Genomic DNA, 26,621 nt, shown 5'->3' with positions numbered 1-26,621 from the left:
CGGTCGCCAGAGCGGCCCGAGGGGCGAGCCGCGACCCACCCCGGCTGCCCCACGAGCCGCGGCGAAACAGAGCGACCGTCATTCCGTCACGAACCACTTCTCCTTGATCTTGACGGCCTTGAACCGGTGGATCACTTGGGCCGCCAGAGCAGGCTTGGTGGTGGCCGCCTCGAACGTGGCGAGGTCCTCGACGACGGTCGCACCGGCGATCTCCACGTCCTCGAACATGCCGTTGAGCTCCTGCAAGGAGCTGAGGAGCGGCGTGAGGGCCTCGCCGCAGGCCGCGGCGGCCCCCTTGATGCTCTCCACGGCCCGTCCGTCGCTCGCCATGAGACTGCAGACGTCCTCACCCTGGCCTGCAACGAGGGCGGCGAGCCACGACTCCATGGCTGCCTCCGGAGTGGTCTGGTCGACGGGCCGGACGGTCGGTGTCGTCGTCCTCGTGGCCGACTCGGTCGAGCCGTCCGAGGTCGTCCCCGCGGTGGTCGTCCCCGCGGTGGTCGTCCCCGCTGTGGCCGTGGGGGTCGGCCCGGCCGACGGCTCCTGCACCGACGCCATGGGGCCCGGGCTCAGGAGAGCCTCCTCGAGTGTCGAGCACCCGCCGAGGCTCAGGGAAAGGCCGAGGGCGAGTGAGCCGGTCACCAGCTTCCTCATCGTTGCGTTCATCTCCTGTGCGCCGGGGCACCGGGCCCGGCGGTCGTTCGCTCGGTTGCGGTCACGGGTCTGTGGACGACACCACAGCATGACGTATGCCGCTGGGCTCGGCGAGCTCAGCGGCATACGTCATCGGGGTGGCTGGCCGGCGACGCCGGTCAGTACCGGTAGTGCTCGGGCTTGAACGGTCCGGCGACGTCGACGCCGAGGTACTCGGCCTGGCCCTTGGTCAGCTCGGTGAGGCGGACCCCCAGTGCGTCGAGGTGGAGGCGGGCCACCTTCTCGTCGAGCACCTTGGGCAGGGTGTAGACCTGCTTGGCGTAGTCGTCGTTCTTGGTGAACAGCTCGATCTGGGCGATCGTCTGGTTCGAGAAGCTGTTGCTCATGACGAAGCTCGGGTGCCCCGTCGCGTTCCCGAGGTTCATCAGGCGACCCTCGGAGAGAACGATGATGGATGTTGCCGGGCGGCCGTCCGTCGGAGCGAAGCTCCACTCGTGGACCTGCGGCTTGATCTCGGTCTTCGTGACACCCGGAACCCGGGCGAGCCCCGCCATGTCGATCTCGTTGTCGAAGTGACCGATGTTGGCCACGACGGCCTTGTCCTTCATCTGGGTCATGTGCTCGGCCGTGATGACGTCGTAGCAGCCGGTGGTCGTGATGAAGATGTCGGCCTGACCCACGACGTCCTCGAGCCGCTGCACCTGGTAGCCCTCCATCGCGGCCTGGAGCGCGCAGATCGGGTCCACCTCGGTGATGACGACACGGGCGCCCTGACCGGCGAGCGACTGCGCACAGCCCTTGCCCACGTCCCCGTAGCCGCACACGACCGCCATCTTGCCGCCGATGAGCACGTCGGTCGCGCGGTTGAGGCCGTCGATGAGGGAGTGGCGGCAGCCGTACTTGTTGTCGAACTTGCTCTTGGTGACGGAGTCGTTGACGTTGATCGCGGGGAAGAGCAGGGCGCCGGCCTCCGCGAGCTGGTAGAGCCGGTGGACGCCGGTGGTCGTCTCCTCCGTCACTCCCTTGATGCCCGCGGCCACTCGCGTCCACTTCTGCGGGTCGGCTCCGAGGCTGCGCCGCAGCAGCTCCTTGAAGACACCGAACTCCTCGGAGTCCTCCTCGGTCGTCAGCGGCACCTGACCGGCCTTCTCCCACTCGACGCCCTTGTGGACCAGCATGGTGGCGTCGCCGCCGTCGTCGAGGATCATGTTCGGGCCGGCCTCACCCGGCCAGGTGAGGATCTGGTCGGTGCACCACCAGTACTCCTCGAGCGTCTCGCCCTTCCAGGCGAAGACCGGCACGCCCTTCGGGTCGTCGGGCGTCCCGTCCGGGCCGACGACGACGGCCGCGGCCGCCTCGTCCTGGGTGGAGAAGATGTTGCACGAGGCCCACCGGACCTCAGCGCCCAGCGCGGTCAGCGTCTCGATGAGAACCGCGGTCTGGACGGTCATGTGCAGGGAGCCGGCGATGCGCGCCCCCTTCAGGGGCTGGCTGTCGGCATACTCGGCGCGGAGCGCCATGAGTCCGGGCATCTCGTGCTCGGCGAGCCGGAGCTGGTGGCGCCCGGCCGTCGCGAGGCTCAGGTCGGCCACCTTGTGGTCGAAGGACATGGAAGATCTCCTCGGATTGGTGTGCTGACCCGGCGCGCCCCTCTGGGTCTCGCGGGTCCTCACCCACGCCGGAGTGGACGATTCTACCGTCAGTGCGCTGCAGCTCCACCTCGGCGCGGAAGCAGGTGCATGATCGCGACGACCACCGCCCCCACGAAGAGGCCGAGCAGGGCCGAGGCGACGGTGTTGACCAACCAGGCGAGAACGCCGCCCAGACCGGCCACGCCCCGGACCGCCTCCTCGAGGTGGTGGACCACGTCGTACAGCGCGTGCCAACCCAGCTCGTCGACGCCGACGAGCAGGATGTGGCCGCCCACCCACAGCATCGCGGCGATGCCGACCGTGGAGAGGATGCTGAGCAGGGCGGGCATCCCCTTGACGAGCGCCCGGCCGATGGCCTGTGAGGCGGACGAGTCGCGCTCGGAGAGCCGCAGGCCCAGGTCGTCCATCTTCACGATGAGCGCGACGACGCCGTAGACGAGGCCGGTGATGAGCAGGGCCACGACGACGAGGATGACGAACCGTGAGACGAACGCCTCGTCGGCGACCTCGTTCAAGGCGATGACCATGATCTCTGCGGACAGGATGAAGTCGGTGCGGATCGCCCCGGAGACGACGGTGTCCTCCTGAGCTTCGTCGAGCGAGGCGGGGACCTCGTCCTCGTGGTGGCCGGTCACGGCCTCCCAGACCTTCTCGGCACCCTCGTAGGCCAGGTAGGCCCCGCCGACCATGAGGATCGGGGTCAGGAGCCAGGGCACGAACTGGCTGAGCACCATGATGACGGGCAGGATGATGAGCAGCTTGTTGCGGAGCGACCCCATGGCGATCCGCTTGATGATCGGCAGCTCGCGCTCCGGGTGGAGGCCCTGGACGTAGCGCGGCGTCACGGCCGTGTCGTCGACCACGACCCCCGTGGCCTTGGCGCTCGCCCTGGCGGCCGCTGCGCCCACGTCGTCCACCGAGGCTGCCGCCAGCTTCACGAGCGCCGCGATGTCATCGAGGAGCGCGACGAGTCCACCTGCCATGGGCTACATCGTAGGGGCGGCTCCTCAGTCCTCCGGGATGTCCCTCAGGAGGCGGACGTGTGGCGAGGTCGCCGGGTCGAATCCCTGTCCGAGCGCCAGGTAGGTCGCGGCGAAGTCGGTGAGTGCGACGTGGGAGGCCACGCGCAGCAACGGGTCGTCGGACTCGGCGTCGAGGAGGGACACGCGGACTCCGGCGTCCTCTGCTGCCGCCACGACGCGGTCGGCCAGCAGCTGCAGGTCGGTCCCCGCCTCGGATGCGTGCCGGAGCATGACGAGGCGGAGCGGGGGACGCTTCGGGCCGTCGAGATACGGGTCGGCGAAGATGTCGGCGTCGCCGTTCGACTCACCGCCGGCCAAGGGGCCGTCGAAACAGGCGACGATCTGGCTCGCGGAGTCCGGGAGGACCCCGAACGCGACGGGAACGCGGCCCGTCCGCCCGAGCATGGCCACAGCCCGGCGGGCCGAGACGGCGCCGAGATGGCCGGACCCCAGGATGATCGTCGCGGACTCGGCGACGTCGACGGCGAGGGTCTTCGCCTGGTTCTCGAAGGACTCCGCAGACGGGCCCACCTCCTGCGCCCGCCGGTCCAGCTCATCGGCCAGAGCCGTCACCGTCGCGGCGGAGATGGACGAGAGACCGAGGGTGTCGGCCGCCAGCAGCAGTGGGGTCGCGTGCGCCCACATCGCGGTGCGCGACGAGGAGCCGGGGACGGCGAGCGGCACGTGGATGCCGCGGGCGCGGGCGCTGATCTCCGCCAGGGGAGAGCTCGGCGCACCCACGGTGAGCAGCATCGCTCCTCGACGGGCCGCTTCGGCCGCGAGCGCCAAGGGGCCGGCTGCCCGCCCCGACTGCGAGACCGCGACGACGAGATCCAGTGCGCCGACCCATCCGGGCAGAGGGGCGCTCGTGCAGCTCTGCACCGGGATGGCCCCTCCCCCGCGCGCGACCGCTTCGAAGAGCTCGGCGACACACGCCGACCCGCCCGCTGCCGCGACCACGACCGCTCGCGGCTCAAGGTCGCCGAGTCGCTCCAGTCCCGCTTCCTGGGACAGCTGGAGCGCGCGACGCACACTCGCGCCGGCTCCCGCCAGCGCACGCAGGGTCCCGCGTGAGTCGAGGCGCTCGAGCGCCTCGACATCATCGAGCCGGGCCTCGTCCAACACGTGTCAGTCGCTGGTGGGGCGAGCGAGGTCGACGAGCAGGACGGGCACGCCGTCCTCGACCGGGTAGGCCAGTCTGCACGAGGGGCACAACAGCTCGGGGCCGCTCGGCCCCTGCGCGTCGGTCAGCACTCCCTTGCAGCGCGGGCAGCGCAGAATCTCGCGCAGCCACGGCTCGATGGTCTCGTTGGTCATTCGGGACGCTCCTGCTGCTCTCCGGCTGAGATGGATTCGGCCCTGATGAGCTCGAGGAGCTCGTCACGGATCTGCGTCATCGTCTCACGGTCTCCGGCCTCGACGTTGAGTCGGAGCAGGGGTTCGGTGTTCGAGGCACGGACGTTGAACCACCACATCGGCCTCGAGGCCTCGGGGGCGGTGACGGTGACCCCGTCGAGCTCGTCGACGCCGGCACCTCGGACGACGGCCCACGCCCGGATGCGCTCCAGCACCTCGGCCTGGTCGGCGACCGTCGAGTTCAGCTCCCCGGACGAGACGTACCGCTCATAGCCGTGGGCGAGCTCGGCAAGGGGGCGGTCCTGCTCCCCGAGCGCGGCCAGGACATGCATCGCGGCGAGCATCCCGGTGTCGGCGAACCAGAAGTCCCGGAAGTAGTAGTGCGCCGAGTGCTCACCCCCGAAGACGGCTCCTGCGCGAGCCATCTCGGCCTTGATGAAGGAGTGCCCCACCCTGGTGCGGATCGGGACCGCACCGTGCTCTCGGACCACCTCCGGGACGGCTGCGCTGGAGATGACGTTGTGGACGACGGAGACGTCCCGATCCCCCGCGGCCCGGGCTCGCGCGATCTCCCGGTCGGCCACGAGCCCGGTGATCGCGCTGGGAGAGACCGGCTCGCCGGCGGCGTCGACGACGAAGCACCGGTCGGCGTCGCCGTCGAAGGCCAGCCCGACGTCGGCCGCGTGCGCCCGGACGGCTTGCTGGAGGTCGACGAGGTTGGCGGGGTCAAGGGGGTTGGCCTCGTGGTTCGGGAAGGTCCCGTCGAGCTCGAAGTACAGGGGGATGATCTCGAGGGGCAGGGCAGGCAGCCCGGCGGCGGTGCCGAGCACCGCCGGGACCGTGAGCCCGCCCATCCCGTTGCCGGCGTCGACGACGACCTTGAGCGGTCTCGAGCCGCTGAGGTCGACCAGACCGCGCAGGAAGGAGCTGTAGTCAGCGAGGAGATCCCGCGCCTCCACCGTGCCACGGCCGCTCGGGGTGGTCGGCAGCCCCGATCTGCCGTCGAGCAGCCACTGGGCGAGGTCACGGACCTCGGTCAGGCCCGTGTCCTGTCCGACCGGCTGGGCCGCAGCGCGACAGAGCTTGATGCCGTTGTAGCTGGCGGGGTTGTGGCTCGCCGTGAACATCGCGCCCGGGACGTCGAGGGCGCCACTGGCGTAGTAGAGGCCGTCGGTGGAACAGAGCCCGATGAGCGTCACGTCGACACCTCGCTCGGCCACGCCGGCGGCGAAGGCGGCCGACAAGGTCGGTGAGCTCGGACGCATGTCGTGCCCGATGACCACACGGTGCTTTCCGTCCGGGAGCGCGATCACCTCGGCGAAGGCCGTCCCGAGGGCGTGGGCGACGTCCTCGGAGAGCTGCTCCGGGACGAGACCGCGAACGTCGTAGGCCTTGACGAAGTCAGTGAGTCGGGGCACGGGACGACCTTAGTGGTCAGCTGGGGTGGCGACGTCGGCAGACCTCGGCCGCGCAGCGGGCGGGGTCAGGAGTCCTTCAGGACCCGCAGATGCCCGCGACGGCGCCCCTCCACGACCCCGGACCGGGCCTCCGCGCTGGCCTGGCCACGGGGTGTGGGCAGCTCCTGCGGCTGGGGGCCTGCGGTGCCGGTGCCCGCCCCGGCGCTCGGCGGGCGTCGCGACCCGGGTCGGCCCGCTTCGCGGACCGCGTCGGCGAGTGCCAGAAGGTCGTCCGCCGCCAGGACCGGCTCGGCGAACTCGCTCCCGACCCGAACCACGTCCCATCCTCGCGGCGCGGTGAGCCGCTCCGCGTGGTCGCGGCAGAGGTCGTAGGTGTGCGGCTCGGCGAATGTGGCGAGTGGTCCCAGGACGATGGCCCGGTCGGCGTAGGCGTAGGTCAGGGTCGCGACCGCGGGGCGAGCGCAACCGGTCTTGGAGCAACCACGTGTGAGACCCACGATTGGGGACTCTAGTCGCGCCCGGGCGGCAGTGACGACACACCACGCCGACCCGGCGGATCTAGAGTGTGGATGTGAGCACGAGTCATCGGCAGGTCCCGGGCCGGACGGCGCAGTCCCGCCGGCGGGACCGGCACGGGCGTGGTCCGCGCGGGCCGATGGCGTGGCCGCCGGTGCCGGCGATGACGACGCGGCGCGACCAGTTCGACGACTTCGTCCTCGATGCCGCCGCCCGCCTGGAGGCGACGTGTGGACGGGCCTTCCCGGTGGTGGAGTTCGCCGTGGAGGACGTGCCGCGCGGCCCGGCACCGTGGGAGCACCGCGAGGTACCCCTCGGCCGCCTGTTCCCCGCCACCGGCAGCCGCCCCGCCCGCATCGTGGTCTACCGTCGGCCGGTGGAGACACGGGTCTCCGATCCGAGAGACGTGGCGGCCCTCGTCTCCGACATCGTGACCGAGCAGGTCGCCGGGCTGATGGGGGTCAGCCCGGAGGAGCTCGACCCCGGGTTCGGCGAGTGACGCAGGCCAGCGGCCGGATCGCACCGCTGGTGGTCGGGACCACCGTCCGCGACGGTGCCGGGCCGGCGCGCCCGGTCGGTCGCGCTGCTGGTCAGCTGGTCACCTGACGGACCGGCACCGCCGTCTCGGTCGTCGGAGCGCTCCGGATCGGCACGACGGCGAAGTACGGAACTCCTCGGTCGACCACCGTGACGGTCACGGCAGCCCGGACCTGGCGTGACTGCGTGGAGACCCAGACCCGGTCGGCGTCGCCCAGGGCCACGATGACGGAGGTGAGTGGCGCCAGCTCGGAGGTGACCTGCCGCTCGTCGGCTCCGGCGCCGATGGTCGTGGTCACCGTGCCGCCGGCAACGCCTGCGGCCAGGTGGAGGGTCCGCGTCGCTCCCGGGCGGACCAGTGCGGGGATGACGACCCCACCGGTCCCCTGGATCGCGGGCAACCCTGGGGCCCAGCCGAAGTCGCCCTCTCGGTCGATGTCGGGGCCGGCCCGGGGTGGCCGGCGGCGATCGAGGAAGACCGCTGCGGAGACCGGCTGGTCGGCGGTCAGGCGCACGGCGTTCTCGCCCCCTGCCAAGGCGAGCGGAACGTCGAGGGTCGAGCCGGCCCCGACGCGCACGGCACGCAGCTCGGCCGGCTGACGCGGCCCCTTCGCGGTGAGCACGGTCGCCCGAACGAGCGCCTCGCTGGCCCCAGGGTTGACGATCCTCAGGATCGTCTCACCCTGACCGGCGGCCGCCGCTTCGACTCCCGGCACCAGCACGTCCCGAGCCGGGGCCGCCGCCGCCGTGGCGTCGTCGACGCCACGAGCTGTCGCGCCGTCGATCCACGCATCGCTGAGCACCGCTGACACCACGCCTCCCGTGGCAACCACGTGCACTGCCGGCCGCAGCTCATCGGGCGCGAGAGCATCGAGGGACAGCGAGATCCGGGACTGCGGCGGCACCGAGACGGCCGCCCGGTCGGAGGCCGCGACCGGGCCCTCGGCGCCGAAGACCTCGACACGGACGCTCACGGGGTTGGCCCCGGGGTTGATGATGACGACGCGCTCGGTGCGTGAAGGGCCACCGCCGCCCCCCACCAGCCACACGTCCGCGGTCGGCTCGGCGCAGGGGGTGAGCGCCAGGCCGCGATCGTCGTCCCCCACGTGCCACCAGCCCTGCGTGGCCGCGATCCCGGGCGCCAGCCCGCGCTCTCCCCTGGCGATCACATGGGACTGCCCGGTGGTCGGGGCGGTCACCGGCTCGAACCGCTGCTCCGTCGAGGCGAGCAGCTGCCCTCCCGGCCCGGCCAGTGAGACGAGCCCGGGTCCGGTGCCGGCAGGTCCCACCGTGCCCACGCTGCCCACCCTGCCCACGGAGGGGATGCCGGCCAGCGCCGCAGCCGGCGCTCCTGCGGTGGACACCTGCACGGTGCCTGACACGTCACGCATCCCCTGCGTGCCGACCCGTTGCTGTCCCGGGCAGACCAATGAGGCCGAGTCCACGAGCCCGGCAGACGACTGCGGCAACCCGGCGAGCTCGCTCGGACGAGCGAGCCGCACCGTCCCGTCGACCGTGCTCCCCGCGACCGTCAACCCGGTCGCCGTCGCGGCGATGACGGCGGCGCGCACGAGACCGGCGCGGCTCCAGGAGCGGGGCAGACGGGGCCGTCGGGAGAGGATGGTTGGGACTGGGCTCACGACTGCGGCCTCCTCGACCGACGGTTGCCGAACGGCAAGGCCATGAAGACGACGAACGCCAGGACGAGTCCCTGGCCCAGGCGCACCCAGGGGTGCGAGGGCGACAGGTCGACGCGCAGCAGACCACCGGCCTCTGGAAGCTCGTAGGTCGGCAGTGGCTCTCCGGCGTCGGGCACCAGGCGGCCGCCGTCCACCGTGACCACGGCATGCTCGGACCACTCGACGGTCTCGGCGACCACCAGATGCCGGCCCCCGGATCCCGCCGGGACCGACGACTCTGCGGCACCGTGGGGACCATTGGTGGGGACCATGGTGAGGTCGAGCCCCTCTGGGTCGACGATGCGCAGCCTCGAGGGTGCGGTCGCCGTCGCTGCACCGGGGGCGGCCGGCGGCGGTAGCACCTTCCACAGGATCCCCTGCTCGCTGGTGCCGAGGCGGCTGAGTCGACGGGTGGCATCGAGCCGGCGGGTGAGCGGGGCTCCGCCGGCAGCCTTGGCCTGGACGAAGGCGACGCCCCAGTCGGCGAGCTCCGACGCGTCGAGCGCGTCCGCTGAGCGACCTCCGACCAGACGGGCCACGGCATCGACGAGCGGCCGGCCATCGGCGTTCGCCGGTCGGTCCAGGTCACGCAGGAGGTCGCCCGGCTCCCGGCCGACCAGCACGAAGTCCACCACGTCCTCGGACGGGCGCAGGAGCAGCAGCCGGTTGCTCGAGGGGTCCTTGGACTGCTCGACGGCAACAGCCGGAAGGGTGGCCTCGCCCACCGTCAGGGTGCGACCGACGCCGGAGACACCCCACGCACCGAGCATGACGAGGACGGGCACGATGACCGTGGCTCCGAGGGTGACCGAGCGCGCCGCCCTCCACCGGTCAGGACGTGCTGTGCCCGAAGCGTTCGCCCGGTCCGCCACAGCCTCGCGGCCGGCGAGCAGGAGGCCGACGAGGATGGCTGCGGTCCAGAGCTCGAGCCCGACTCCGGCCCACAGGTGAGCCGGGGCCGAGATCCCGACGGCGGTCTCGGCCGAGCCGAGCGCGACCCGCCCGGAGGTCAGCGCTGCGGCGAGGCCGACCAGTCCGAGCAGGCCCGTGACGAGGACACCGATCATCTCGGCCCGCCCGCGGGTCCGCACGGCGAAGCCCAGCACGCCGACGACGACGAGGGGCACGGTGGCCCAGACCACGACTTCTGGTTGCGTGAGCCCGCTGACCAGCTCCTGCCCCGCTCGGGCCAGTGAGAGCACGTCCGACTCACCCGGGTGCCCAAGCAGCAGCCACCACGGCTCGGTGGCGCCGGCCGTGGACAGCAGCCCGGGACCGGAGAGGAGCAGCCGCCAGTCGTCGACGATCGCTGCGACCCACGTGCCCAGGAGCGCTGGTGGGACGAGGAGCAGCACCAGTGCCCGGACCCGTCGAGTGCCCGGGCCGAAGAGCAACAGCCCGAGGGCAAGCACGGAGGAGACCGCGAGGAAGGGCGGCACGACGGCAGCGAGCACGGCGGCCGCCAGCGCGGTGGCAAAGGTCGCCGTGTATGTCGCGTCCCGGCGGGCGGCGAGCGCGAAGCCGGCCATGACGAGGGGCAGGAGAACGTGCCCCAGTGCGGCGGTGAGCCGGCCCTCGGAGATCGCCGTCGTGACGACGGACGAGGCCGCCCACGCGAGCGCCACGACGGCGCGCAGGACCCGGGAGGGTGTCACGACGCGGGCCGCAAGGTAGGCGGACCACGCGGACAGGGTCGGTGCGAGGAAGAGGAGCCAGGCGAGGGTCACCCCGGCACTCGAGCGGCTCTCCGACATGCCCGGCAGGAGCTCGGCAACCCACGTGATCCCGGACAGGACGGCGAGGTGAGGACCCGACTCCGCGCTCGTGCCGAGCCCGGCACCGTGCCAGGAGTCCCGGAACGCACTCCACAGCCCGGACGCGTCGGTGGCGACGGGCCGCAGCTCGCCCCCCGCAACACCCGTCCGCGTCGGGGAGAGCGCCGCGGCGCGAATGGCGTCACGCCAGGCCACTGCGCTGATGAGGAGCGTGGTCGCCACGGCGAGGAATCCCGGATGCGAGGCAAGGCGCTGCGGCAGCGCCGGAGGGAGCACCCCGAAAGCTTCCGTCTCCTCGGACGCGGGTCCGGTCTCGGTGGTCGGGGACGCTTCACGGGGGGTCCGTGAGCGCTCCGGCGTGATGGCGTCGTGGATGTGGTCGACGGTGGAGCGGGCGGCCGCAAGGGGCGAGACGAAGAGCGTGCCGAGGTCGCCGCCTCGCAGACGTCTCGTGCGTCGTGCGCGCCAGCGGGCCCCGAGAACCCTCGCGGGACGGAAGAGTGCTGCGACGTCGCCGAGCTCGCGCCAGGCGGCGCGCGGACGTTTGGCCAGGATGAGGACCAGCGCCGCTGCCAGCGACGACAGGACGATCCATGCCGCCATGAACGGCATGGCACCGAGCGAGCACCGAGCCAGAGCCACGCGACGGGCCGCCCGCCGCCTGCGCGGATCCACCCTGCGCCGGTCGAGCGGCTCTCGCGCCGGATGCGTGGCCGCGCTCCCCTGAGGGGCTGGCCGCTGGAGCCCGGACGAGGCCTCGAGCGCCGCGGAGCCGGGCACGACGACCACCCGGTGCCCCGCGAGCTGGGCTCGCCAGCCGAGGTCCAGGTCGGCGCCCGCGTCGTCGAAGGCGGGATCGAACCCGCCCAGGTCGGTGTGGACGTCGCGACGGATGAGCATGCCGGTCGTGCTCACGGCCAGCACGTCGGTGCGCTTGTCGTGCTGACCCTGGTCGGCTTCCCCCGGCTCCGGCGAGGCGATGAGCCGGCCGGTCCGCGTCACCTGCACACCCAACGAGACGAGCCGGCGGGGATCGTCAGCGTCGACGATCTTGGGTCCGGCCAGGCCCACGGAGGGGGATCGGCCGACCGCGTCGAGCAGTCGTTGCAGTGCGGTCGGGCGCGGCGCCGTGCTGTGCTCCAACACCCAGATCCACTCGTGCGGGCCGGAGGACGCAGCGCCCGCTGTGCCCTGGCTGCGGCCACCGTCCCGTCCGTCCGGGGAGCTGCCGCTCCCGCGCTCGTCGGACCGGGCGGGGTCGGGCAGCTCGTCCAACACGCTGACCGCCGCATCGATGACGCGTCCGGTCGGCGTCGGCCGCTCCAGCCGGTGGACACGCACGTCGGGGATGGCTTGCCGCACCCGCGAGTGCGCCTGGGCAATGGCAACCGAGGTGTCAGTGCTGGCGACGTCGACGATGACCAGCCGCGCGGGCGGAGCGGTCTGGGAGGCGAGGGCATCGAGGCACCTCGTCAGCCAGGGAGCACCGTTGCGCACGATGACCACCGCGGTCACCACGGGCCGCACGCTCGGACCGGGGGCCGCTCGTCCCGTGGAGGGGGGGACGGACGAGGCGGCTGCCCCAGCGCCGGCGGGTGGTGTGTGACCGTGGCTCAGGTCGGGCACAGCGTGCTCCTCCGCCCGGGTGCCGACGTGGCCCCGGGCAAGGCCCGCATGCTCAGACCGCGCGTTTCTTCAGCTTGCGGCGCTCTCGCTCGGAGAGTCCACCCCAGATCCCGAACCTCTCGTCGTTCGCCAAGGCGTACTCCAAGCACTCAGAGCGCACCTCGCAGCCAACGCAGACCTTCTTGGCCTCGCGTGTGGAGCCGCCCTTCTCAGGGAAGAACGCCTCCGGGTCGGTCTGTGCGCACAGCGAACGCTCCTGCCAGGAGAGCTCACCACCTTCTCCGCCCACATCCGACATCACCAAAATAAGCTCGTGCATGACCCCTCCTCGACCCTGACTTCCTCATGTCAGCACTGCGTGTCCTCCTGCCAGCTGCTCCACCCGAGCTGCTGGCGCTGCCCGGACCGATCGACGGGGACCGCCTCACGGAACGGGGCAACTGGCAAGTACAACAATGAAATTACAAGCGTGTCATGCACGTCCCGTCAAGCCGTATGATGATATTTGCCTGCCGGGTGCGGGGTCTGGTAGGGCTGCGCCTCGACCCTCCTCCACAGCTCGTCAGACCCGCTCACGACAGGCTCCGTACCCCACATCCGGCCACCGCTCACTCCCGAACTGCCAGCGCATCGGACCGCTCTCCACGCCTCAGCGGCTGCCCTGAGAGGATCGTCGCCATGCGCATCACAGCCCTGGCCGGCGGAGTCGGCGGTGCCCGGTTCATCCGCGGACTCCTCCACCACCTTCGCAGGACCCGAGCCGACGAGCAGGCGCAGGTCACCGTCATCGGCAACACCGGCGACGACATCACGCTCTTCGGACTGCGCGTCTGCCCGGACCTCGACACGATCCTCTACACCCTGGGCGGCGGTGTGCACGAGGGGCAGGGCTGGGGCCGGGCCGACGAGTCCCACCACGTGGCGACCGAGCTCGCCGCGCTCGGGGCCGTGCCGCAGTGGTTCTCCCTCGGGGACAAGGACTTCGCGACGCACATCTACCGCTCCCAGCTGCTGGGACAAGGTATGCCGCTCAGCGCGGTCACCGCCCGGCTGGCGGCTCGGTGGGGGTTGCCTGAGCAGGGCGTGACGCTGCTGCCGATGACCGACACCCCGGTGGAGACCCACGTCGTGGTGAGCGACGGGGAGGAGCAGCGCGCCATCCACTTCCAGGAGTGGTGGGTGAAGCACCGGGCCGCCGTCAAGGCGGATCGCTTCATCGTCGCCGGCCTCGACGAGGCCGCCCCGGCGCCCGGCGTCCTCGAGGCGATCCGTGCCGCTGACGTCGTCCTGCTCCCTCCCAGCAACCCGGTCGTGTCCATCGGGATCATCCTCGGAGTTCCGGGCGTGCGCGATGCTCTGCGCGGGACCAGGGCCCCCGTCGTCGGCGTGTCCCCGCTGGTCGGGGGACGGCCCGTCCGTGGGCACGCCGACGTGTGTCTCACGACGATCGGGGTGGACTCGACGAGCGCCGCCGTCGCCGGCCTCTACGCGGACTTCCTCGACGGCTGGTTGGTGGACAGCGACGACGTCATGAAGCAGTCCGCCGGTCCGTCCGGTCCGGTCCTCGTCCGGCGCCCCCTGCTCATGAGCTCCCTCGACGCCGCGGCGGACATCGCCGGCTCCGCCCTCGACCTGGCCCAGCGGCTGGCGGCCTCGCGCGGACCCCGGGGCCCCCGATGACGGTCGACACCGGGCGGTCCGGCGCCCCCGCGGTCTCGATCACCCCGCTCCTCGGCATTCCCGAGGTCCGCGAGGGGGACTCGCTGGGCGAGCTCGTGGAGAGCGGGCTGCTCGCCTCCGGAGAGCGACTCCGGGATGGCGACATCGTCGTCGTCTCCAGCAAGGTCGCCAGCAAGGCGCTCGGCCTCGTCACGCACGATCCTGACAAGGACCGCGTCGTGGCCGCCGAGACGGTCCAGGTCGTCGCTGAGCGCGCCCTACCGGGCCACGTCACGAGGATCGTCCGGTCCAAGGCAGGCCCGATCATGGCCGCTGCGGGGGTCGACGGATCCAACACCGGCGACCGGGGCGGCTGGCTGCTGCTCCCCCACGACCCGGACGCCGTGTGTGAACAGCTACGCGACGAGCTCGCCCGACGCCACGGCGTCCGGATCGGAGTGATCCTCAGCGACACCTCCGGTCGGCCCTGGCGGATCGGCCAGGTGGACTTCGCCCTCGGGCTCCATGGAGTCCGCGCGACGGACGACCTCCGGGGCGGCACGGATGCCGACGGCCGGCCGCTCGAGGTGACCACTCGAGCCGTCGCGGACGAGATCGCCTCCGCCGCCGACCTGGCCAAGGGAAAGGTTCACGGGGTGCCGGCGGCGCTGGTCCGTGGCCTCGCGCGGTTCGTGCCGGAGATGGACGATCCGGCGGCCCCGCGGGGGCGCGACCTGGTCCGGACCGGTCCGGAGGACTGGTTCGGCTACGGCCGTGTCGAAGCCGTGCGGGCCGCGCTCGGCGTGGAGCCGGGCACCTCCGACGCCGAGGCGGTGGGGATCCCACCGGTCTCGCGGTCCGACTCGACGCGGCTCGACGCGGTCGGGCGCGCCGTGCGGACGGCGCTCCACTCCGTCGACTCCGGAACGGCCGACATCGGCCACCTGTCGGTCACGTTGGGCGCCGACACACCGTTCGAGCTCGGGCGACTCGCTGCCCGCCTCGAGACGGCCCTCTGGGCGGAGTGGCTCCGGGCCACGGTCGCGGAGCCGAGCGCCGACGGCCTGACCGTCATTGTCGCGGTGGCCGGTGTCCCGAGCGGACAACCGCGCCACTGGCCGGGCTGATCGGGCCCGACTGGGGCGGTGTAGCCGCCGCCGTCAGGAGACGGCGAAGACCACCTTGCCGAAGACGTCACCGTCGACCATTCTCGCGAAGCCGTCCTTGGCGTCGGCCAACGGCAGGACGGTGTCGATGACCGGCTCGATCCGCTGCTGCACGATGAAGCGAGACAGGTGGGCGAGCTCGTCCCGCGTCCCCATCGTCGAACCGACGACTCGCAGCTGCTTGAAGAAGATCTTGGTCAGCTCCGCCTTGCTCGGCGCGTCGCCTGAGGTCGCACCGGAGATGACGATGGAGCCACCCGGGCGGAGCGAGTTGACCGAGTGAGACCAGGTCGCGGCCCCGACGGTCTCCATGACCGCATCGACCCGCTCGGGCAGCCGCTCCCCCGACCCGAAGACCCGGTCGGCGCCGATGCTGAGGGCCTTCTCCGCCTTGCCCGTGTCGCGGGAGGTGGCCCACATCCGGTAGCCGGCCGCCGCGCCCAGCTGGATCAGCGCGGTGGCCACGCCACCGCCGGCGCCCTGGACGAGGACGGTTCCCCCGGGCTTGACGCCGGAGTTGGTGAAGAGCATCCGGTAGGCGGTCAGCCACGCCGTGGACAGGCAGGCTGCGGCTTCCCACGTGAGGTCCGCCGGCTTGGGCACGAGGTTGCCGCGCGGGACCGTGACGTACTCCGCCAGCGTGCCGTCGTGCAGCTCGGACAGCAGCGTGCGCTTCGGGTCCAGCGTCTCGTCCCCCTGCCACCCCTCCGATGGGACGACCGCATGGATGATGACCTCGTTGCCGGCCTCGTCGACCCCCGCACCGTCACAGCCGAGGATCATCGGCAACCGGTCGGCGGGAAGCCCGACCCCTCGCAGGGACCAGACGTCGTGGTGGTTCAGGCCGGCGGTGCGCAGCCGCACCCTGGCCCAGCCCTCTCTGGGCTCCGGATCGGGGCGGTCACCGACCACGAGGCCGGAGAGTGGGTCGGCGGGGGACTGGCTGGCGGCGTAGACAGCGAGCATGTGAGCACCCTAGCCATCCCTCGTGCAGGCGAGGCCACTCAGAGACGTGACCCACGCCGCAACCGGAGCGTCCGGGGTTCCGCAGGAGTCCCCGGCCCGCTGGAACGCCGCTGGACCCGGTGACCGGGCCCAGCGGCATACGGCTCGATCGAGCGGCTCAGCCGCCGCGGCGGGCCAGCAGCGAGACCGCGTCAGCCACGCGCGAAGCCACCCGCTCGTCGAAGACGCTCGGCACGATGTGGTCCGCACTCGGCTCGTCCACGAGGTCGGCGATGGCGCGGGCAGCCGCCAGCTTCATCTCCTCCGTGATGGCCCGCGCGCCGGAGTCAAGCGCCCCCCGGAAGATGCCCGGGAAGGCGAGGACGTTGTTGATCTGGTTGGGGAAGTCCGAACGTCCCGTTGCCACGACCTCCGCGAACTTGTGAGCCACGCGCGGATGCACCTCCGGGTCCGGGTTCGCCAGAGCGAAGATGATCGCCCGGGGCGCCATGCGCATCAGGTCGCGCTCCGGCACCGTGCCTCCGGAGACCCCGATGTAGACGTCCGACCCCTCGAGCGCATCGCCGAGGTCGCCGACGCGGCCGGTGAGGTTGGTCAGCGCACGGAGGGAGTCCTTGTGCTCCGGCAGATCGGTCCGGTCCGGACCGAGGATGCCCCGGGAGTCCGTGACGATGACGTCGCCGACTCCGGCGGACACGAGGATCGAGGAGACCGCCACCCCAGCGGCACCGGCACCGGACACGACCACGGTGAGATCTCCGAGGCGCTTCTCGACGACCTGTGCGGCGTTGAGCAGGGCCGCGAGCGCCACGATCGCCGTCCCGTGCTGGTCGTCGTGGAACACCGGGATGTCGAGGCGCTCCTTGAGCCGGCGCTCGATCTCGAAGCACCGAGGAGCCGAGATGTCCTCGAGGTTGATCCCGCCGTAGGTCGGGGCGAAGCGCGCCACCGCCTCGACGATCTCCTCGACGGTCCCGGTCTCGAGGCACACGGGCACGGCATCGACGTCGGCGAAGTGCTTGAACAGGACGGCCTTGCCCTCCATGACCGGCATGGCCGCGAGGGGACCGATGTCTCCCAGCCCGAGGACGGCGGTGCCGTCGCTGACCACGGCCACGGTGTTGCGTCGGGTCGTGTAACGGGTCGCGAGAGCAGGGTCGGCGGCGATCGCGCGGGACACCTCGGCGACGCCAGGGGTGTAGAGCAGCGACAGGTCGGCCGCATTGCGCAGGGGGGACGTCGCGTGTACCCCGAGCTTGCCGCCCTCGTGGGCCCGGAACACCGGGTCGTTCGCGTCGAAGGGTTGGCTGACGGGTAACGCACTCATGAGAGGAACCTCGTTCGCATCAACAGGGCATCGCGCCCTGGCGGAAATGGCAAGGGCCGCGGGTCTGGCCTCAGTACGACAATGCGAAACGGGGGTTGCCCGAACGCGGACAGTCTGCCATGAACCCCCGCCCGAGCGGCAGGGGGGCGACGGTTTTCCTGTGTGGGACAGGTCACCGGCACCGCTTTTCCGGCGTCAGCGCGACGAGCCGGACGTCTTGAGGTGCCGCAGGAGGGCGTCGACGACGTGCGGGTCGTACTCGTAGCCGAGCCCGAGGTAGATCCGCTCCACTGCGGCCTCCCGCGCGCGCGGCTTGGGTGAACCCGCGGTCAGGTCCTCGTACGCGTTGACGACCTTGAGGATGCGGCTCGTGAGCGGGATCTCCTCGCCGAACTCGCGCAGCTGCCGATAGGGGGTCGCCTGGTGCTCCAGGATCGTCGCCGCGTCCTCGAGGACGCCGGTCTCGCGGACGATGGCGAGCGTGTCGGCCCCGATGCGGCGCTGGTCCGCCGGTGCGGCAAGCACCGTCGCCCCGCCCGGGATGGGGTCGACGAGCGCCACCTGGCCGATGTCGTGGAGCAGCGCGGCGTACTCGAGGTCGGCGAGGTCGCGTTCGGGCAGTCCCAGCTCGCGCCCCACTGCGATGCAGGTCGCGGCAACCCGCTCCGAGTGACCTGGGGGGGTGTAGCCGGCCACGTCAGTGAGGCGCGCCAGCGTCCGAATGCTCTGCAGGTAGGTGGCCCGGATGCTGACGTAGCGACGGAACGCGAAGAGGGTCAGCACGAGCGGCGAGAGGAAGAGCGGCACGGCCGGCGCGCCGAGCGGCGGGACGGCCAGCGCGATCAGGACCCCGGTCACGGCCAAGGCGGTGGACAGCGCGAAGCTCGACCGCAGCTCGTCCTTGAACGTCTGCCACCACGCTGCCCTGAGCAGCGCCCGCGCGGTGGACGTGACGAAGGCGTCAGCCAGAAGGGCGACGACAGCGATGGCGAGCATCAGGACCGCTCGCTGCCAAGGCTCCAGCCCGTCGTCGAGGACCGGTCGTCCACGAACCTGGCCGAGGTGGAGCACGCGGTAGAGCACGGCCGCCACGGCCACGCTGACGAATCGCCCCACGGTCTCGAGCGGGCTCACCTCACGGCCGGTCAGGTGCCGGAGCAGGGCCACGACAGTCATCGCCGAGGCGGTCACCGCGAGGATGAACACGGAGCCGTGCGACACGCCTTGGCCACCGGGTAGCTGCGCGGTGAAGACGAAGCCCAGGGCGGCGGCGGTGGCGATCGGGGCGGAGCCTCGGAAGCGTGGCCCGGCCAGCTGGAACCACTCGCCGAGCAGGATGGCGACAGTGAAGGTCGCGACCAGGGCGGCACTGCCCTCGTCGTCCCACGCCGGGGAGTCGGCTGAGAGCACGACGAGCACGAGGCACACGACGATGCCGCCGACTGCTGCGCCGAGCGGCTTGACCCGCTTCGCCACGGCTGCCCTCATGCCTCCTCCTCCTCCCTGGGAGGCCATTCGTGCTTGACCAGAACCCGGCGCAACGCGTCGAGAACGACCGGGTCGTAGCGGCCTTGGTCCGACTCGAGGACCGCGACGGCCTCCGCCTGCGCCGCCGGCGCGCCAGCCGACTGGGCGGCGGCCACAGAGGTGAACCGTCCGGCGACCGCGACGATCCGCGCGGAGAGGGGGATGTCTCCGCCGGCGAGGGACCCGGGCCCGCCATGCCCGTCGAAGCGTTCGTGCTGGTGGCGGATCCCCGAGCGCGCCTCGTCGAGGAAGTTGATGCCCTCCACCATGCGAGCACCCACGACGCCGTGGGTGGTGAACAGTCGGCGCTCCTGGGCCGACTGCTCGCCTGCTGGCCGGCGGAGCGTTCGCGCGGGGATGGCCAGGTGCCCGATCTCGTGGAGCGTCCCAGCATGACGCACGGTGCCGATCTGGTGCGGGCCGAGGCCCAGCTCCTCGGCCACCCACTCGGCGAGCTGAGCGGTCCGGCGACTGCGCTCCATGGCAGCCGGTTCCTTCTTGCCCAAGGCGGTGACGAGCGTGTCCAGGGTCCGCTCGTGCGAGCGCAGCTCGTCGCCGTACTGGATGAACGCCCACCGTGCGGCGAGCAGCGGGGCGAGCACCAGGAGCGCGCTGAAGGGCCCGAGCTCCGCCGGGAACCACAGGACCACGAAGAGGAAGCCGATGATGCCGTAGCCGACGTATGCCCACCCCGATCCGCTGAGGACCCGTCGCACCATCACCGTGAAGGGAACGCCTTGGTAGAAGTGGATGACTCCAGCCAGGAGCAGGGCGTTGGTCAGGCAGCCGACGACGTCGGCGACGAGGATCGGCACGCCGACGGACTGGGTGATCGTGAGCGCGCCCTGCATCGAGGCGAGGTGTCGCTCACCCCCTGCGGCGAGGTAGGCCAGGGCGCCGACCGCACCGATGATGCCCGTCATGGCGACGTTGAAGATCGTCTGCAGGCGCAGGCGGCCACGGTCCGTGGCCATCGAGACGGTGCCGACCAGCCACGCACCGAAGGGCCCGACGATGACGCCTGCCGCGAGCAGGACGATGCTGTTGAAGGAGAAGCCGATGCGCGAGCCGACGTCCGGCTCGCGCAGCCGGTAGCTGAGGGTGGCCATCGCCGCGAGGATGGCGAGGGGCCAGCCGTCCGGGACCCCGAAGACGCTGTACGTGTGGACGCCGAGGACGACGGACACCGCAGCCGTCAGGAGGACGAAGCTGTGGAGGGCCACGGAGCGACTCGTCCGGGTGCGTTCCCGCCTGGCCGCTGGGAGATGCCGGGAACGGGACAGAATGCTCATCTATGCCATGAGGCCGATGAGCCGATCATCGGACTGGTGCCGGAATCAGGTACCCCAGGTCCACGTGTCGCTGCCCAGGACGGTCGTCAGGCTAACGACGAACGGGCTCGCCGCGAGGGCGAGGAGGAGGTTGCGCAGCATGGTGGGGGCTCCTTTATCGAGACACATGATCGCGGGCACCCTGAGGGGTGGGCGCCAGCAGGTGCGTCGCATACAGAGTGCCAAACTTCTGGGCCGTTGCGGGGCAGAGTCCCGCCAGAAGCCCATTCTTTACCAACTTCTTAACCTTTTCACCCCGGGCCAAACGGGTCGGCCGGCGCCGATTGGGGTGGTGAGGTGCGCATGTGGAAGAATCGGGGCTTCGTGCCAAGGCACACCGACCACCAGCACCGCCGACGAAAAGAGCCGAGATGAGCAAGCGCGCCCGCAAGCGCCGCTCGCGCAAGGGCAACGCCGCCAACCACGGCCGCAAGCCCAACGCGTGAGTCGCGGCGTGCACCGCACGCCTCGCCCGTACGACAAAGAGCAGTTCGCGACACCTCCCGCTGGGGCTGGCCCCTGGCGTCGGTGTCGCAAACTGCTCTTTTGCTTTCTGGTCAGCGGCCCTCGACCCGGAACACCGTCATCGAGATCCGGCTCATGATCGACATCCGCAGCGTGTCCGGAGCGTGCTCGGCGCTGCAGGAGCGCTTGATCAGCGCCTTGAGGGTCGTGTCGAGGTTGTACTCGTTGAAACACGGACCGCACTCGTCGAGGTGAGCCTGGATCTTGGCGCACTCCCCCGGGCCGAGCTCGCCGTCGAGGAACTCGTAGACCCGCAGCAGTGCCTCGGAGCAGTCGGTCTGCCCCGCGGAGGAGGCGGAGGACGCCGAGGACGCGGAAGACGCCGAAGACGCTGTGTCGCGCTCACTCATGCCCATCACCGCTTCCCTCCAGCTCCACCGGCAGCGACGAATCCGCGCTCGACGGCGTAATCGGTCAGCAGCTCGCGCAGCTGGCGACGGCCGCGGTGGAGCCGGCTCATCACGGTGCCGATGGGGGTCTCCATGATCTCGGCGATCTCCTTGTAGGAGTAACCCTCGACGTCGGCGAAGTAGACGGCGAGGCGGAACTCCTCCGGGATCTCCTGCAGGGCCCGCTTGACGTCACTGTCCGGCAGGTGGTCGAGCGCCTCGGCCTCGGCCGAGCGCAGGCCGGAGGACGTGTGCGACTCCGCGCGGGCGAGCTGGTAGTCCTCGATGTCCGACGAGTCGGACTCGAGGGGCTGCCGCTGCTTCTTGCGGTAGCTGTTGATGTAGGTGTTCGTGAGGATGCGATACATCCAGGCCTTGAGGTTGGTGCCCGGCTTGTACTGGTGGAAGGCCGCGTAGGCCTTGGCGTAGGTCTCCTGGACCAGGTCCTCGGCGTCGCTCGGGTTACGCGTCGTGCGCAGGGCGGCGCTGTAGAGCTGGTCGAGCAAGGGCATGGCCTCACGCTCGAAGCGGGCCCGTCGCGCCTCCTCGCTCTCGGCAGCCAGGTCCACGGGGGGCTCCGGAGCCGCGCCCTCGGCGCCGCCGGCGCCCACGGAGGGCACGTCGACGAGGGAGATCGCCGAGGCGGGATCGGTCTGCTTGTCCTTGGTCATCGCCTCCCACCCTAAACCCGTCGTGAGGGTCGCCGGAGCGATCGCGCGGGCCGTCGCATCCGGCAGGCAGGTGACCATGCTCCTGCAACGCCGCTCCCGGGGACGGCATTCCCGGCTATCCGGGCAGCGCCCCGGCGATCCGTGTCATCGCCGCGACGAGCGCAGGCCGGGCGCCTCGGGGAAAGCTGTGGGCACCGGCGACCTCGATGACGACCGCCCAGGGCGGCACGTGGGGAGCCAGCTCCTCCGGCGTGCCGAAGGCGTCGCGGGTGCCCTGGACCAGCCACGTCGGGTCGGGCGCCAGGGCCAGCTCCCCGTCGCGGAGGCGGTCCGGGCGTCCGGGCAGGTGGTGGGGGAAGCTGAGGAGCAGGCCGGCGTCGGCCTCCAGCTCCGCCGCCGTGCGGCACGCGACCCGGGCGCCGGCCGACCTCCCGCCGACGACGAGGGGGCGCGGGAGCCGACCCCGGCCGGACATGAGGGCCGCCACCATGGGAACCCACGCCGCGTCGAGCGTCGGTGGGCGACCGGCCACCCGGCGTCCCGCGACGAGCCACGGCTGCTCGATCACGGCGACGGCCCAGCCGGCCGCGACGAGCACGTCGCGAGCGACGGTGAGGTCGAGGCTCTGCAGCCCTCCCCCGGCCCCGTGCCCGAGGACGACGGTCCCGCGGGAGTGAGCTGGGCGGCGTACGTGAGCCCGTCCGGGGCCTTCCGGTGTGGGCAGGTCGCGCACCCGCTCGACGACGCGCTGGGCGGGGCTCATCCCCCGATCACCTCGCCGGTCATCGGGTCGACGACGCCGACGAGCTCCTCGCGGGCGACGGGCTCGAGCAGCGCGGGGCCGTTGTTCGAGATGGAGCCGACGGCGCGCCCCACCGGGTAGGCGTCGAACCGGCCGGGCGCGGCGAACTCGAGCAGCCCACGGACCACGTCGGGGTCCTTCTCGGCGGGGTCCAGCCACTGGTCCCACTGCTCTGGCTCGAGCACCAGAGGTTGCCGGTCGTGAATCCGGTCCATCCCCGGGTCCGCCGCCGTGGTGATGATCGTGAACGTCGTGAGCCAGGCGTCGGGGTGGCCGTCCGGCAGCTCGCGGTCGCGCCAGAACTCGTAGAGACCCGCGAACCCCACCGGGCCGCCGTCGGCCCGGTGGATGAAGAACGGCTGCTTGCGCGGCTTGCCCTTGGCGTCGACCGCGGTCGGGGACTTCTGCCACTCGTACCAGCCGTCGGCGGGCACGATGCACCGCCGGGAGAGAGCCGCCTTGGCGAACGCCCCCTTGCCGAGCACCGACTCGGCGCGGGCGTTGGTCATCCGCTGCCCCAGCTTGACGTCCTTCGCCCACGCCGGCACCAGCCCCCAGGTGAGCAGGCGCAGCTGCCGGGTCGGCTCGGGCTCACCGTCGGGCTCACCGTCCGGCGCGCCACCCGTCCCGGCGGCGTCCCGGGCGCGGGGGGTGCGCGTGAGGACGACCGGTGCCTGCTTCGAGGGCGCCATGTTCCAGTCGGGCTCGCCGGGCGCGGGGTGCTGCGGGTTCTTCAGGATGCTGCGGCCGGGCTCGGCGGAGTGGTCCTCGTCGATGTCGAACGCCTCGACCAGCTCGTCCGGCCTCGCGCTCGCGGCGTACCTCCCACACATGGGGTCAGCGTATGCCGCTGGGCTGGCTCCCCACCCCGGGTTCAGTCGCCGCCCTCCCGCCCCCACCGGCCGCAACACACCCGCCTGTCGGCCGCCTGCCTCGGCTGGAGACGGAGCCGGCTTGCTCCAGGCGGGTGTGTTGCCGTCAGGTCGGGCGGTCGGCGCGAACGGTCTGGGTATGTCGATAGCGTAGGAAACCACCTCAGGAGGAATCCCGATGATCGTCCGTCGTATCGCCCGCCCCATGCTCGCCTCGGTCTTCGTCGCCGCAGGGATCGAGGCCCTGCGCAACCCCGCCCCGCGCGCCAAGAAGGCCGCCCAGCTGCTCGACACGGTGTCCGCTCCCTCGGCGGTCCAGCAGGACCCCGACCTGTTCGTCCGCGTCAACGGCGCCACCCTCGTCACCGGTGGAGCACTGCTCGCCACCGGCCGGATGCCACGCCTGGCCTCGACCCTCCTTGCCGCCTCTGTCGTCCCGACCACCGCGATCGAGCATGCGTTCTGGGACGAGACCGATCCCGACAAGCGCGCCCAGAGTCGTAGCCTGTTCCTCAAGAACGTCGGCCTGCTCGGCGGCCTGCTGCTGGCCAGTGTCGACACCGCGGGCAAGCCCGGGCTCGCCTGGCGGGCCCAGCACGCCACGCGGACCACGCGCCGGGAGGCGCGCCACGCCAAGCGGGCCGCGGCCCGGGAGGCCCGTCTACTAGCCCATCGAGCCCAGGACGTCGTGAGCTGACTTGAGTCCCGCCGACCACTCCCCCACTGCAGACCCCACCAGTCATCCAGGCCCGACCTCGGCAGTCGCCGGGGACTGGTCGGCCCCCACTCCGGCAGGACCGGTCCATGCGACGGTGCTCCTGCCGGGCAGCAAGTCGCTGACCAACCGCTATCTCGTCCTCGCCGCCCTCGCGGGCGACCGGTCCCGACTGCGGGCACCGCTTCGGTCCCGCGACACGCTGCTCATGGCCGACGCGCTGCGGGCCCTCGGTGTCGGCATCGAGGACGTGGCCGCGGAGGGCGAGGTGGCCGGCTCCGTCGCCGACTGGCTGGTCACTCCACCCGCACGACTCAGGGGCGACGTCACCATCGACTGCGGCCTCGCGGGCACCGTCATGCGGTTCCTGCCGGCTGTGGCGGCCCTCGCTCACGGTCCGGTCCGCATCGACGGGGACCCCCAGGCGCGGGTGCGGCCGATGGGTCCGGTCGTCGAGTCGCTGCGTGCCCTCGGCGTCGACCTCGAGGACTCCGACGGCTACCTACCGCTGACGGTGCGCGGCCGCGGCAGCGTCCGGGGCGGGACGGTGACGATGGATGCGTCCGCCTCCTCCCAGTTCATCTCCGCGCTCCTGCTGGCCGGCGCGCGCTACGACGAGGGCGTGACCGTCCACCACGACGGCAAGCCGGTGCCGAGCGAGCCGCACATCCTCATGACGGTCGAGACCCTGCGCGATGCGGGTGCGGTCGTCGACGACTCCGAGCCCAACACCTGGCGCGTCGAGCCGTCCGAGATCAACGCGCTCGACGTCTCGATCGAGCCGGACCTGTCCAACGCCGGCCCGTTCCTCGCCGCAGCCCTCGTGACGGGGGGCACGGTCAGGGTCCCGGGCTGGCCGCAGTACACCACTCAGGCCGGCGACCTCATGCGCGAGATCCTCGACACCATGGGCGCCGACGTGCGACTGGACCGGCACGGTCTCACGGTCACCGGCACCGGCGAGCTGGTCGGGATCGACATCGACCTGCACGATGCTGCCGAGCTCACCCCGACCGTCGCCGCTCTCGCCGCCCTCGCCTCGACCCACTCCTCCATCCGCGGCGTCGCCCACATCCGCGGGCACGAGACCGACCGGCTCGCTGCCCTCACGGCCGAGCTGAGCGGTCTCGGGGGCGCGGTCACCGAGACCGAGGACGGGCTGCGGATCGCACCGGCGGCGCTGCACGGAGGCCGGTTCAGGACCTACCACGACCACCGGATGGCGACCGCGGGGGCGATCATCGGACTGCGTGTGCCCGGCGTCGCCGTCGAGAACATCGAGACGACGAGCAAGACCCTGCCCGACTTCCCCGGTCTGTGGGCCACCATGCTCTCCGACGCGGGGCCAAGGACCGCGCCCCACCCGGCAGCCTTCGAGGAGCCGGCTCGATGAGCTGGCGGGACCTCGACGAGGGCGACGTCCGCGTCCGCCCCAACCGGAGGGGATCGAGGCCACGCACCAAGGAGCGTCCGGCCCACGCCGACGCCGTCATCGGCATGGTCATCGGCGTCGACCGCGGCCGCTACACCTGCCTCATCCCGGAGGTCGCCACGAAGCGGCACCACCAGCCGGAGCGGGTCGTCACGGCGATGAAGGCCCGCGAGATCGGCCGCACCCGGGTCGTCGTGGGCGACGAGGTCGCCCTCGTCGGTGACACGAGCGGCGACCCGGACGCCCTCGCCCGGATCGTCCGGATCGAGGAACGCCGCTCGGTCCTGCGCCGCACCGCCGACGACACGGACCCCGTCGAGCGGATCATCGTCGCCAACGCCGACCAGCTGGCCATCGTCACGGCCCTCGCAGACCCCGAGCCGCGGCCCCGCATGGTCGACCGCTGCCTCGTCGCCGCCTACGACGCCGGGCTCGCACCCCTGCTCGTCCTCACGAAGGCCGACCTGGTCGACCCCGCCGAGTTCCTGGCCTCCTACACCCCCCTCGAGGTCGACCACGTCGTCACGCGTCGTGCGGCCGGCGAGGTGCTCGGCCTCGCCGAGCTGCGTGAGCGACTCGAAGGACAGGTCACCGTGCTCGTCGGCCACTCGGGGGTCGGCAAGAGCACGCTCGTCAACGCCCTCGTCCCCGACGCACGGCGTGCCATCGGTGTCGTCAACGATGTGACGGGTCGCGGGCGTCACACCTCGACGAACGCTGTCGCCCTGAGGCTGCCCGACGATGACGGCTGGGTCATCGACACCCCGGGCATCCGTTCCTTCGGCCTGGCCCACATCGACGTCGACCGGATCATCGACCACTTCCCCGACCTCGCGGCCGGCACCGGCGAGTGCCCACGGGGGTGCACCCACGACGAGGAGGAGTGCGCCCTCGACGAGTGGGTGGCCGGCGGCCATGCCGGCCCGGCCGGGGTCTCGCGCCTCGAGTCTCTCCGCCGCCTCCTGCGCAGCCGCTCGGCCGCCGAGGAGTACTGACCCCGGCGA

25 protein-coding genes are annotated in these 26,621 nt (G+C 71.8%); 7 read left to right on the top strand and 18 right to left on the bottom strand.

Annotated elements, in window-relative coordinates:
- Positions 1 to 78: 78 nt before the first annotated feature.
- The 7 genes from ABWV20_RS01660 to ABWV20_RS01630 all read right to left on the bottom strand — a co-directional run bounded on the left by ABWV20_RS01660 (position 79) and on the right by ABWV20_RS01630 (position 6,599).
- Positions 79 to 654, bottom strand: coding sequence for a hypothetical protein (locus ABWV20_RS01660; RefSeq protein WP_353353007.1), 576 nt, complete (start codon positions 652 to 654; stop codon positions 79 to 81).
- A 158-nt stretch (positions 655 to 812) separates the two neighbouring features.
- Positions 813 to 2,264 (bottom strand): adenosylhomocysteinase, encoded by a 1,452-nt coding sequence (gene ahcY, locus ABWV20_RS01655; RefSeq protein WP_353353006.1) that lies wholly within the window; start codon positions 2,262 to 2,264, stop codon positions 813 to 815.
- Positions 2,265 to 2,353: 89 nt separating this feature from the next.
- Complete coding sequence (locus tag ABWV20_RS01650; RefSeq protein ID WP_353353005.1) at positions 2,354 to 3,289, bottom strand: DUF808 domain-containing protein; 936 nt, start codon at positions 3,287 to 3,289, stop codon at positions 2,354 to 2,356.
- Between the two features lie 24 nt (positions 3,290 to 3,313).
- On the bottom strand, positions 3,314 to 4,453 hold the full coding sequence (locus ABWV20_RS01645; RefSeq protein WP_353353004.1) for an SIS domain-containing protein: 1,140 nt from the start codon (positions 4,451 to 4,453) through the stop codon (positions 3,314 to 3,316).
- A gap of 3 nt (positions 4,454 to 4,456) precedes the next feature.
- Complete coding sequence (locus ABWV20_RS01640) at positions 4,457 to 4,645, bottom strand: Trm112 family protein (RefSeq protein WP_353353003.1); 189 nt, start codon at positions 4,643 to 4,645, stop codon at positions 4,457 to 4,459.
- A complete protein-coding gene (locus ABWV20_RS01635; protein WP_353353002.1) occupies positions 4,642 to 6,102 on the bottom strand; it encodes a phosphomannomutase/phosphoglucomutase in 1,461 nt (486 codons plus the stop codon). Before ABWV20_RS01635 ends, ABWV20_RS01640 begins: the two co-directional genes overlap by 4 nt.
- Positions 6,103 to 6,167: 65 nt before the next feature.
- Positions 6,168 to 6,599: a DUF3499 domain-containing protein gene (locus ABWV20_RS01630; RefSeq protein WP_353353001.1), complete on the bottom strand. Its 432-nt coding sequence runs from the start codon at positions 6,597 to 6,599 to the stop codon at positions 6,168 to 6,170.
- A 74-nt stretch (positions 6,600 to 6,673) separates the two neighbouring features.
- On the opposite strand from ABWV20_RS01630, the gene ABWV20_RS01625 reads away from it, so the two are divergent.
- Positions 6,674 to 7,117, top strand: a complete 444-nt coding sequence (locus ABWV20_RS01625; protein WP_353353000.1) for a metallopeptidase family protein — start codon at positions 6,674 to 6,676, stop codon at positions 7,115 to 7,117.
- A gap of 91 nt (positions 7,118 to 7,208) precedes the next feature.
- On the opposite strand, the gene ABWV20_RS01620 is transcribed toward ABWV20_RS01625, so the two are convergent.
- The 3 genes from ABWV20_RS01620 to ABWV20_RS01610 form a co-directional block, all read right to left on the bottom strand.
- Complete coding sequence (locus ABWV20_RS01620) at positions 7,209 to 8,795, bottom strand: DUF5719 family protein (RefSeq protein ID WP_353352999.1); 1,587 nt, start codon at positions 8,793 to 8,795, stop codon at positions 7,209 to 7,211.
- Positions 8,792 to 12,127 carry a glycosyltransferase gene (locus ABWV20_RS01615; protein ID WP_353352998.1) on the bottom strand — a complete coding sequence of 1,112 codons (3,336 nt, stop codon included), beginning with the start codon at positions 12,125 to 12,127 and terminating at the stop codon, positions 8,792 to 8,794. Before ABWV20_RS01615 ends, ABWV20_RS01620 begins: the two co-directional genes overlap by 4 nt.
- Before the next feature lie 160 nt (positions 12,128 to 12,287).
- On the bottom strand, positions 12,288 to 12,554 hold the full coding sequence (locus ABWV20_RS01610) for a WhiB family transcriptional regulator (RefSeq protein ID WP_353352997.1): 267 nt from the start codon (positions 12,552 to 12,554) through the stop codon (positions 12,288 to 12,290).
- Between the two features lie 359 nt (positions 12,555 to 12,913).
- Here ABWV20_RS01610 and cofD point away from each other — a divergent pair, with 359 nt between their 5' ends.
- Entirely contained in the window at positions 12,914 to 13,915 is a 1,002-nt protein-coding gene (gene cofD / locus ABWV20_RS01605; protein WP_353352996.1) for a 2-phospho-L-lactate transferase, read from the top strand.
- Positions 13,912 to 15,021 (top strand): coenzyme F420-0:L-glutamate ligase, encoded by a 1,110-nt coding sequence (gene cofE, locus ABWV20_RS01600; protein WP_353352995.1) that lies wholly within the window; start codon positions 13,912 to 13,914, stop codon positions 15,019 to 15,021. The genes cofD and cofE overlap by 4 nt, the downstream gene beginning before the upstream one ends.
- 33 nt (positions 15,022 to 15,054) lie before the next feature.
- Here cofE and ABWV20_RS01595 read toward each other — a convergent pair whose 3' ends face one another.
- From ABWV20_RS01595 to ABWV20_RS01580, 4 genes are all read right to left on the bottom strand, one after another.
- On the bottom strand, positions 15,055 to 16,026 hold the full coding sequence (locus ABWV20_RS01595; RefSeq protein ID WP_353352994.1) for a zinc-binding dehydrogenase: 972 nt from the start codon (positions 16,024 to 16,026) through the stop codon (positions 15,055 to 15,057).
- A 157-nt stretch (positions 16,027 to 16,183) separates the two neighbouring features.
- Entirely contained in the window at positions 16,184 to 17,353 is a 1,170-nt protein-coding gene (locus ABWV20_RS01590) for an NAD(P)-dependent malic enzyme (protein ID WP_353352993.1), read from the bottom strand.
- 195 nt (positions 17,354 to 17,548) lie between these two features.
- Complete coding sequence (locus ABWV20_RS01585) at positions 17,549 to 18,841, bottom strand: HD-GYP domain-containing protein (protein ID WP_353352992.1); 1,293 nt, start codon at positions 18,839 to 18,841, stop codon at positions 17,549 to 17,551.
- Complete coding sequence (locus ABWV20_RS01580; RefSeq protein ID WP_353352991.1) at positions 18,838 to 20,103, bottom strand: HD-GYP domain-containing protein; 1,266 nt, start codon at positions 20,101 to 20,103, stop codon at positions 18,838 to 18,840. The genes ABWV20_RS01585 and ABWV20_RS01580 overlap by 4 nt, the downstream gene beginning before the upstream one ends.
- Before the next feature lie 479 nt (positions 20,104 to 20,582).
- Here ABWV20_RS01580 and ABWV20_RS19345 point away from each other — a divergent pair, with 479 nt between their 5' ends.
- The gene (locus ABWV20_RS19345) at positions 20,583 to 20,657 is read left to right on the top strand and encodes a 50S ribosomal protein bL37 (RefSeq protein ID WP_369791897.1); all 75 of its coding nucleotides are present in this window, start codon (positions 20,583 to 20,585) and stop codon (positions 20,655 to 20,657) included.
- Positions 20,658 to 20,768: 111 nt separating this feature from the next.
- On the opposite strand, the gene rsrA is transcribed toward ABWV20_RS19345, so the two are convergent.
- From rsrA to ABWV20_RS01560, 4 genes are read right to left on the bottom strand one after another with little or no spacing between them, the layout of a single operon-like run.
- Positions 20,769 to 21,086 (bottom strand): mycothiol system anti-sigma-R factor, encoded by a 318-nt coding sequence (gene rsrA / locus ABWV20_RS01575; protein ID WP_353352990.1) that lies wholly within the window; start codon positions 21,084 to 21,086, stop codon positions 20,769 to 20,771.
- A gap of 5 nt (positions 21,087 to 21,091) precedes the next feature.
- Positions 21,092 to 21,874: a sigma-70 family RNA polymerase sigma factor gene (locus tag ABWV20_RS01570; RefSeq protein WP_353352989.1), complete on the bottom strand. Its 783-nt coding sequence runs from the start codon at positions 21,872 to 21,874 to the stop codon at positions 21,092 to 21,094.
- Between the two features lie 37 nt (positions 21,875 to 21,911).
- Entirely contained in the window at positions 21,912 to 22,559 is a 648-nt protein-coding gene (locus ABWV20_RS01565) for an alpha/beta hydrolase family protein (protein ID WP_353352988.1), read from the bottom strand.
- Complete coding sequence (locus tag ABWV20_RS01560) at positions 22,556 to 23,431, bottom strand: SOS response-associated peptidase (protein WP_353352987.1); 876 nt, start codon at positions 23,429 to 23,431, stop codon at positions 22,556 to 22,558. Before ABWV20_RS01560 ends, ABWV20_RS01565 begins: the two co-directional genes overlap by 4 nt.
- Positions 23,432 to 23,648: 217 nt before the next feature.
- Between ABWV20_RS01560 and ABWV20_RS01555 the strand changes: the two genes are divergently transcribed.
- The 3 genes from ABWV20_RS01555 to rsgA are packed head-to-tail and all read left to right on the top strand — an operon-like array spanning position 23,649 to position 26,612.
- Complete coding sequence (locus tag ABWV20_RS01555; protein ID WP_353352986.1) at positions 23,649 to 24,167, top strand: DoxX family protein; 519 nt, start codon at positions 23,649 to 23,651, stop codon at positions 24,165 to 24,167.
- 1 nt (position 24,168) lies between these two features.
- Entirely contained in the window at positions 24,169 to 25,578 is a 1,410-nt protein-coding gene (aroA, locus tag ABWV20_RS01550; protein WP_353352985.1) for a 3-phosphoshikimate 1-carboxyvinyltransferase, read from the top strand.
- Positions 25,575 to 26,612, top strand: a complete 1,038-nt coding sequence (gene rsgA / locus ABWV20_RS01545; protein WP_353352984.1) for a ribosome small subunit-dependent GTPase A — start codon at positions 25,575 to 25,577, stop codon at positions 26,610 to 26,612. The genes aroA and rsgA overlap by 4 nt, the downstream gene beginning before the upstream one ends.
- Positions 26,613 to 26,621: the final 9 nt, after the last annotated feature.

This window comes from Intrasporangium sp. DVR, assembly GCF_040365325.1.
In the GTDB taxonomy this organism is placed as follows: domain Bacteria; phylum Actinomycetota; class Actinomycetes; order Actinomycetales; family Dermatophilaceae; genus Intrasporangium.
The sequence above is the reverse complement of the archived record's forward strand: the minus strand, read 5'-3'. Positions and strand labels throughout refer to the sequence as shown.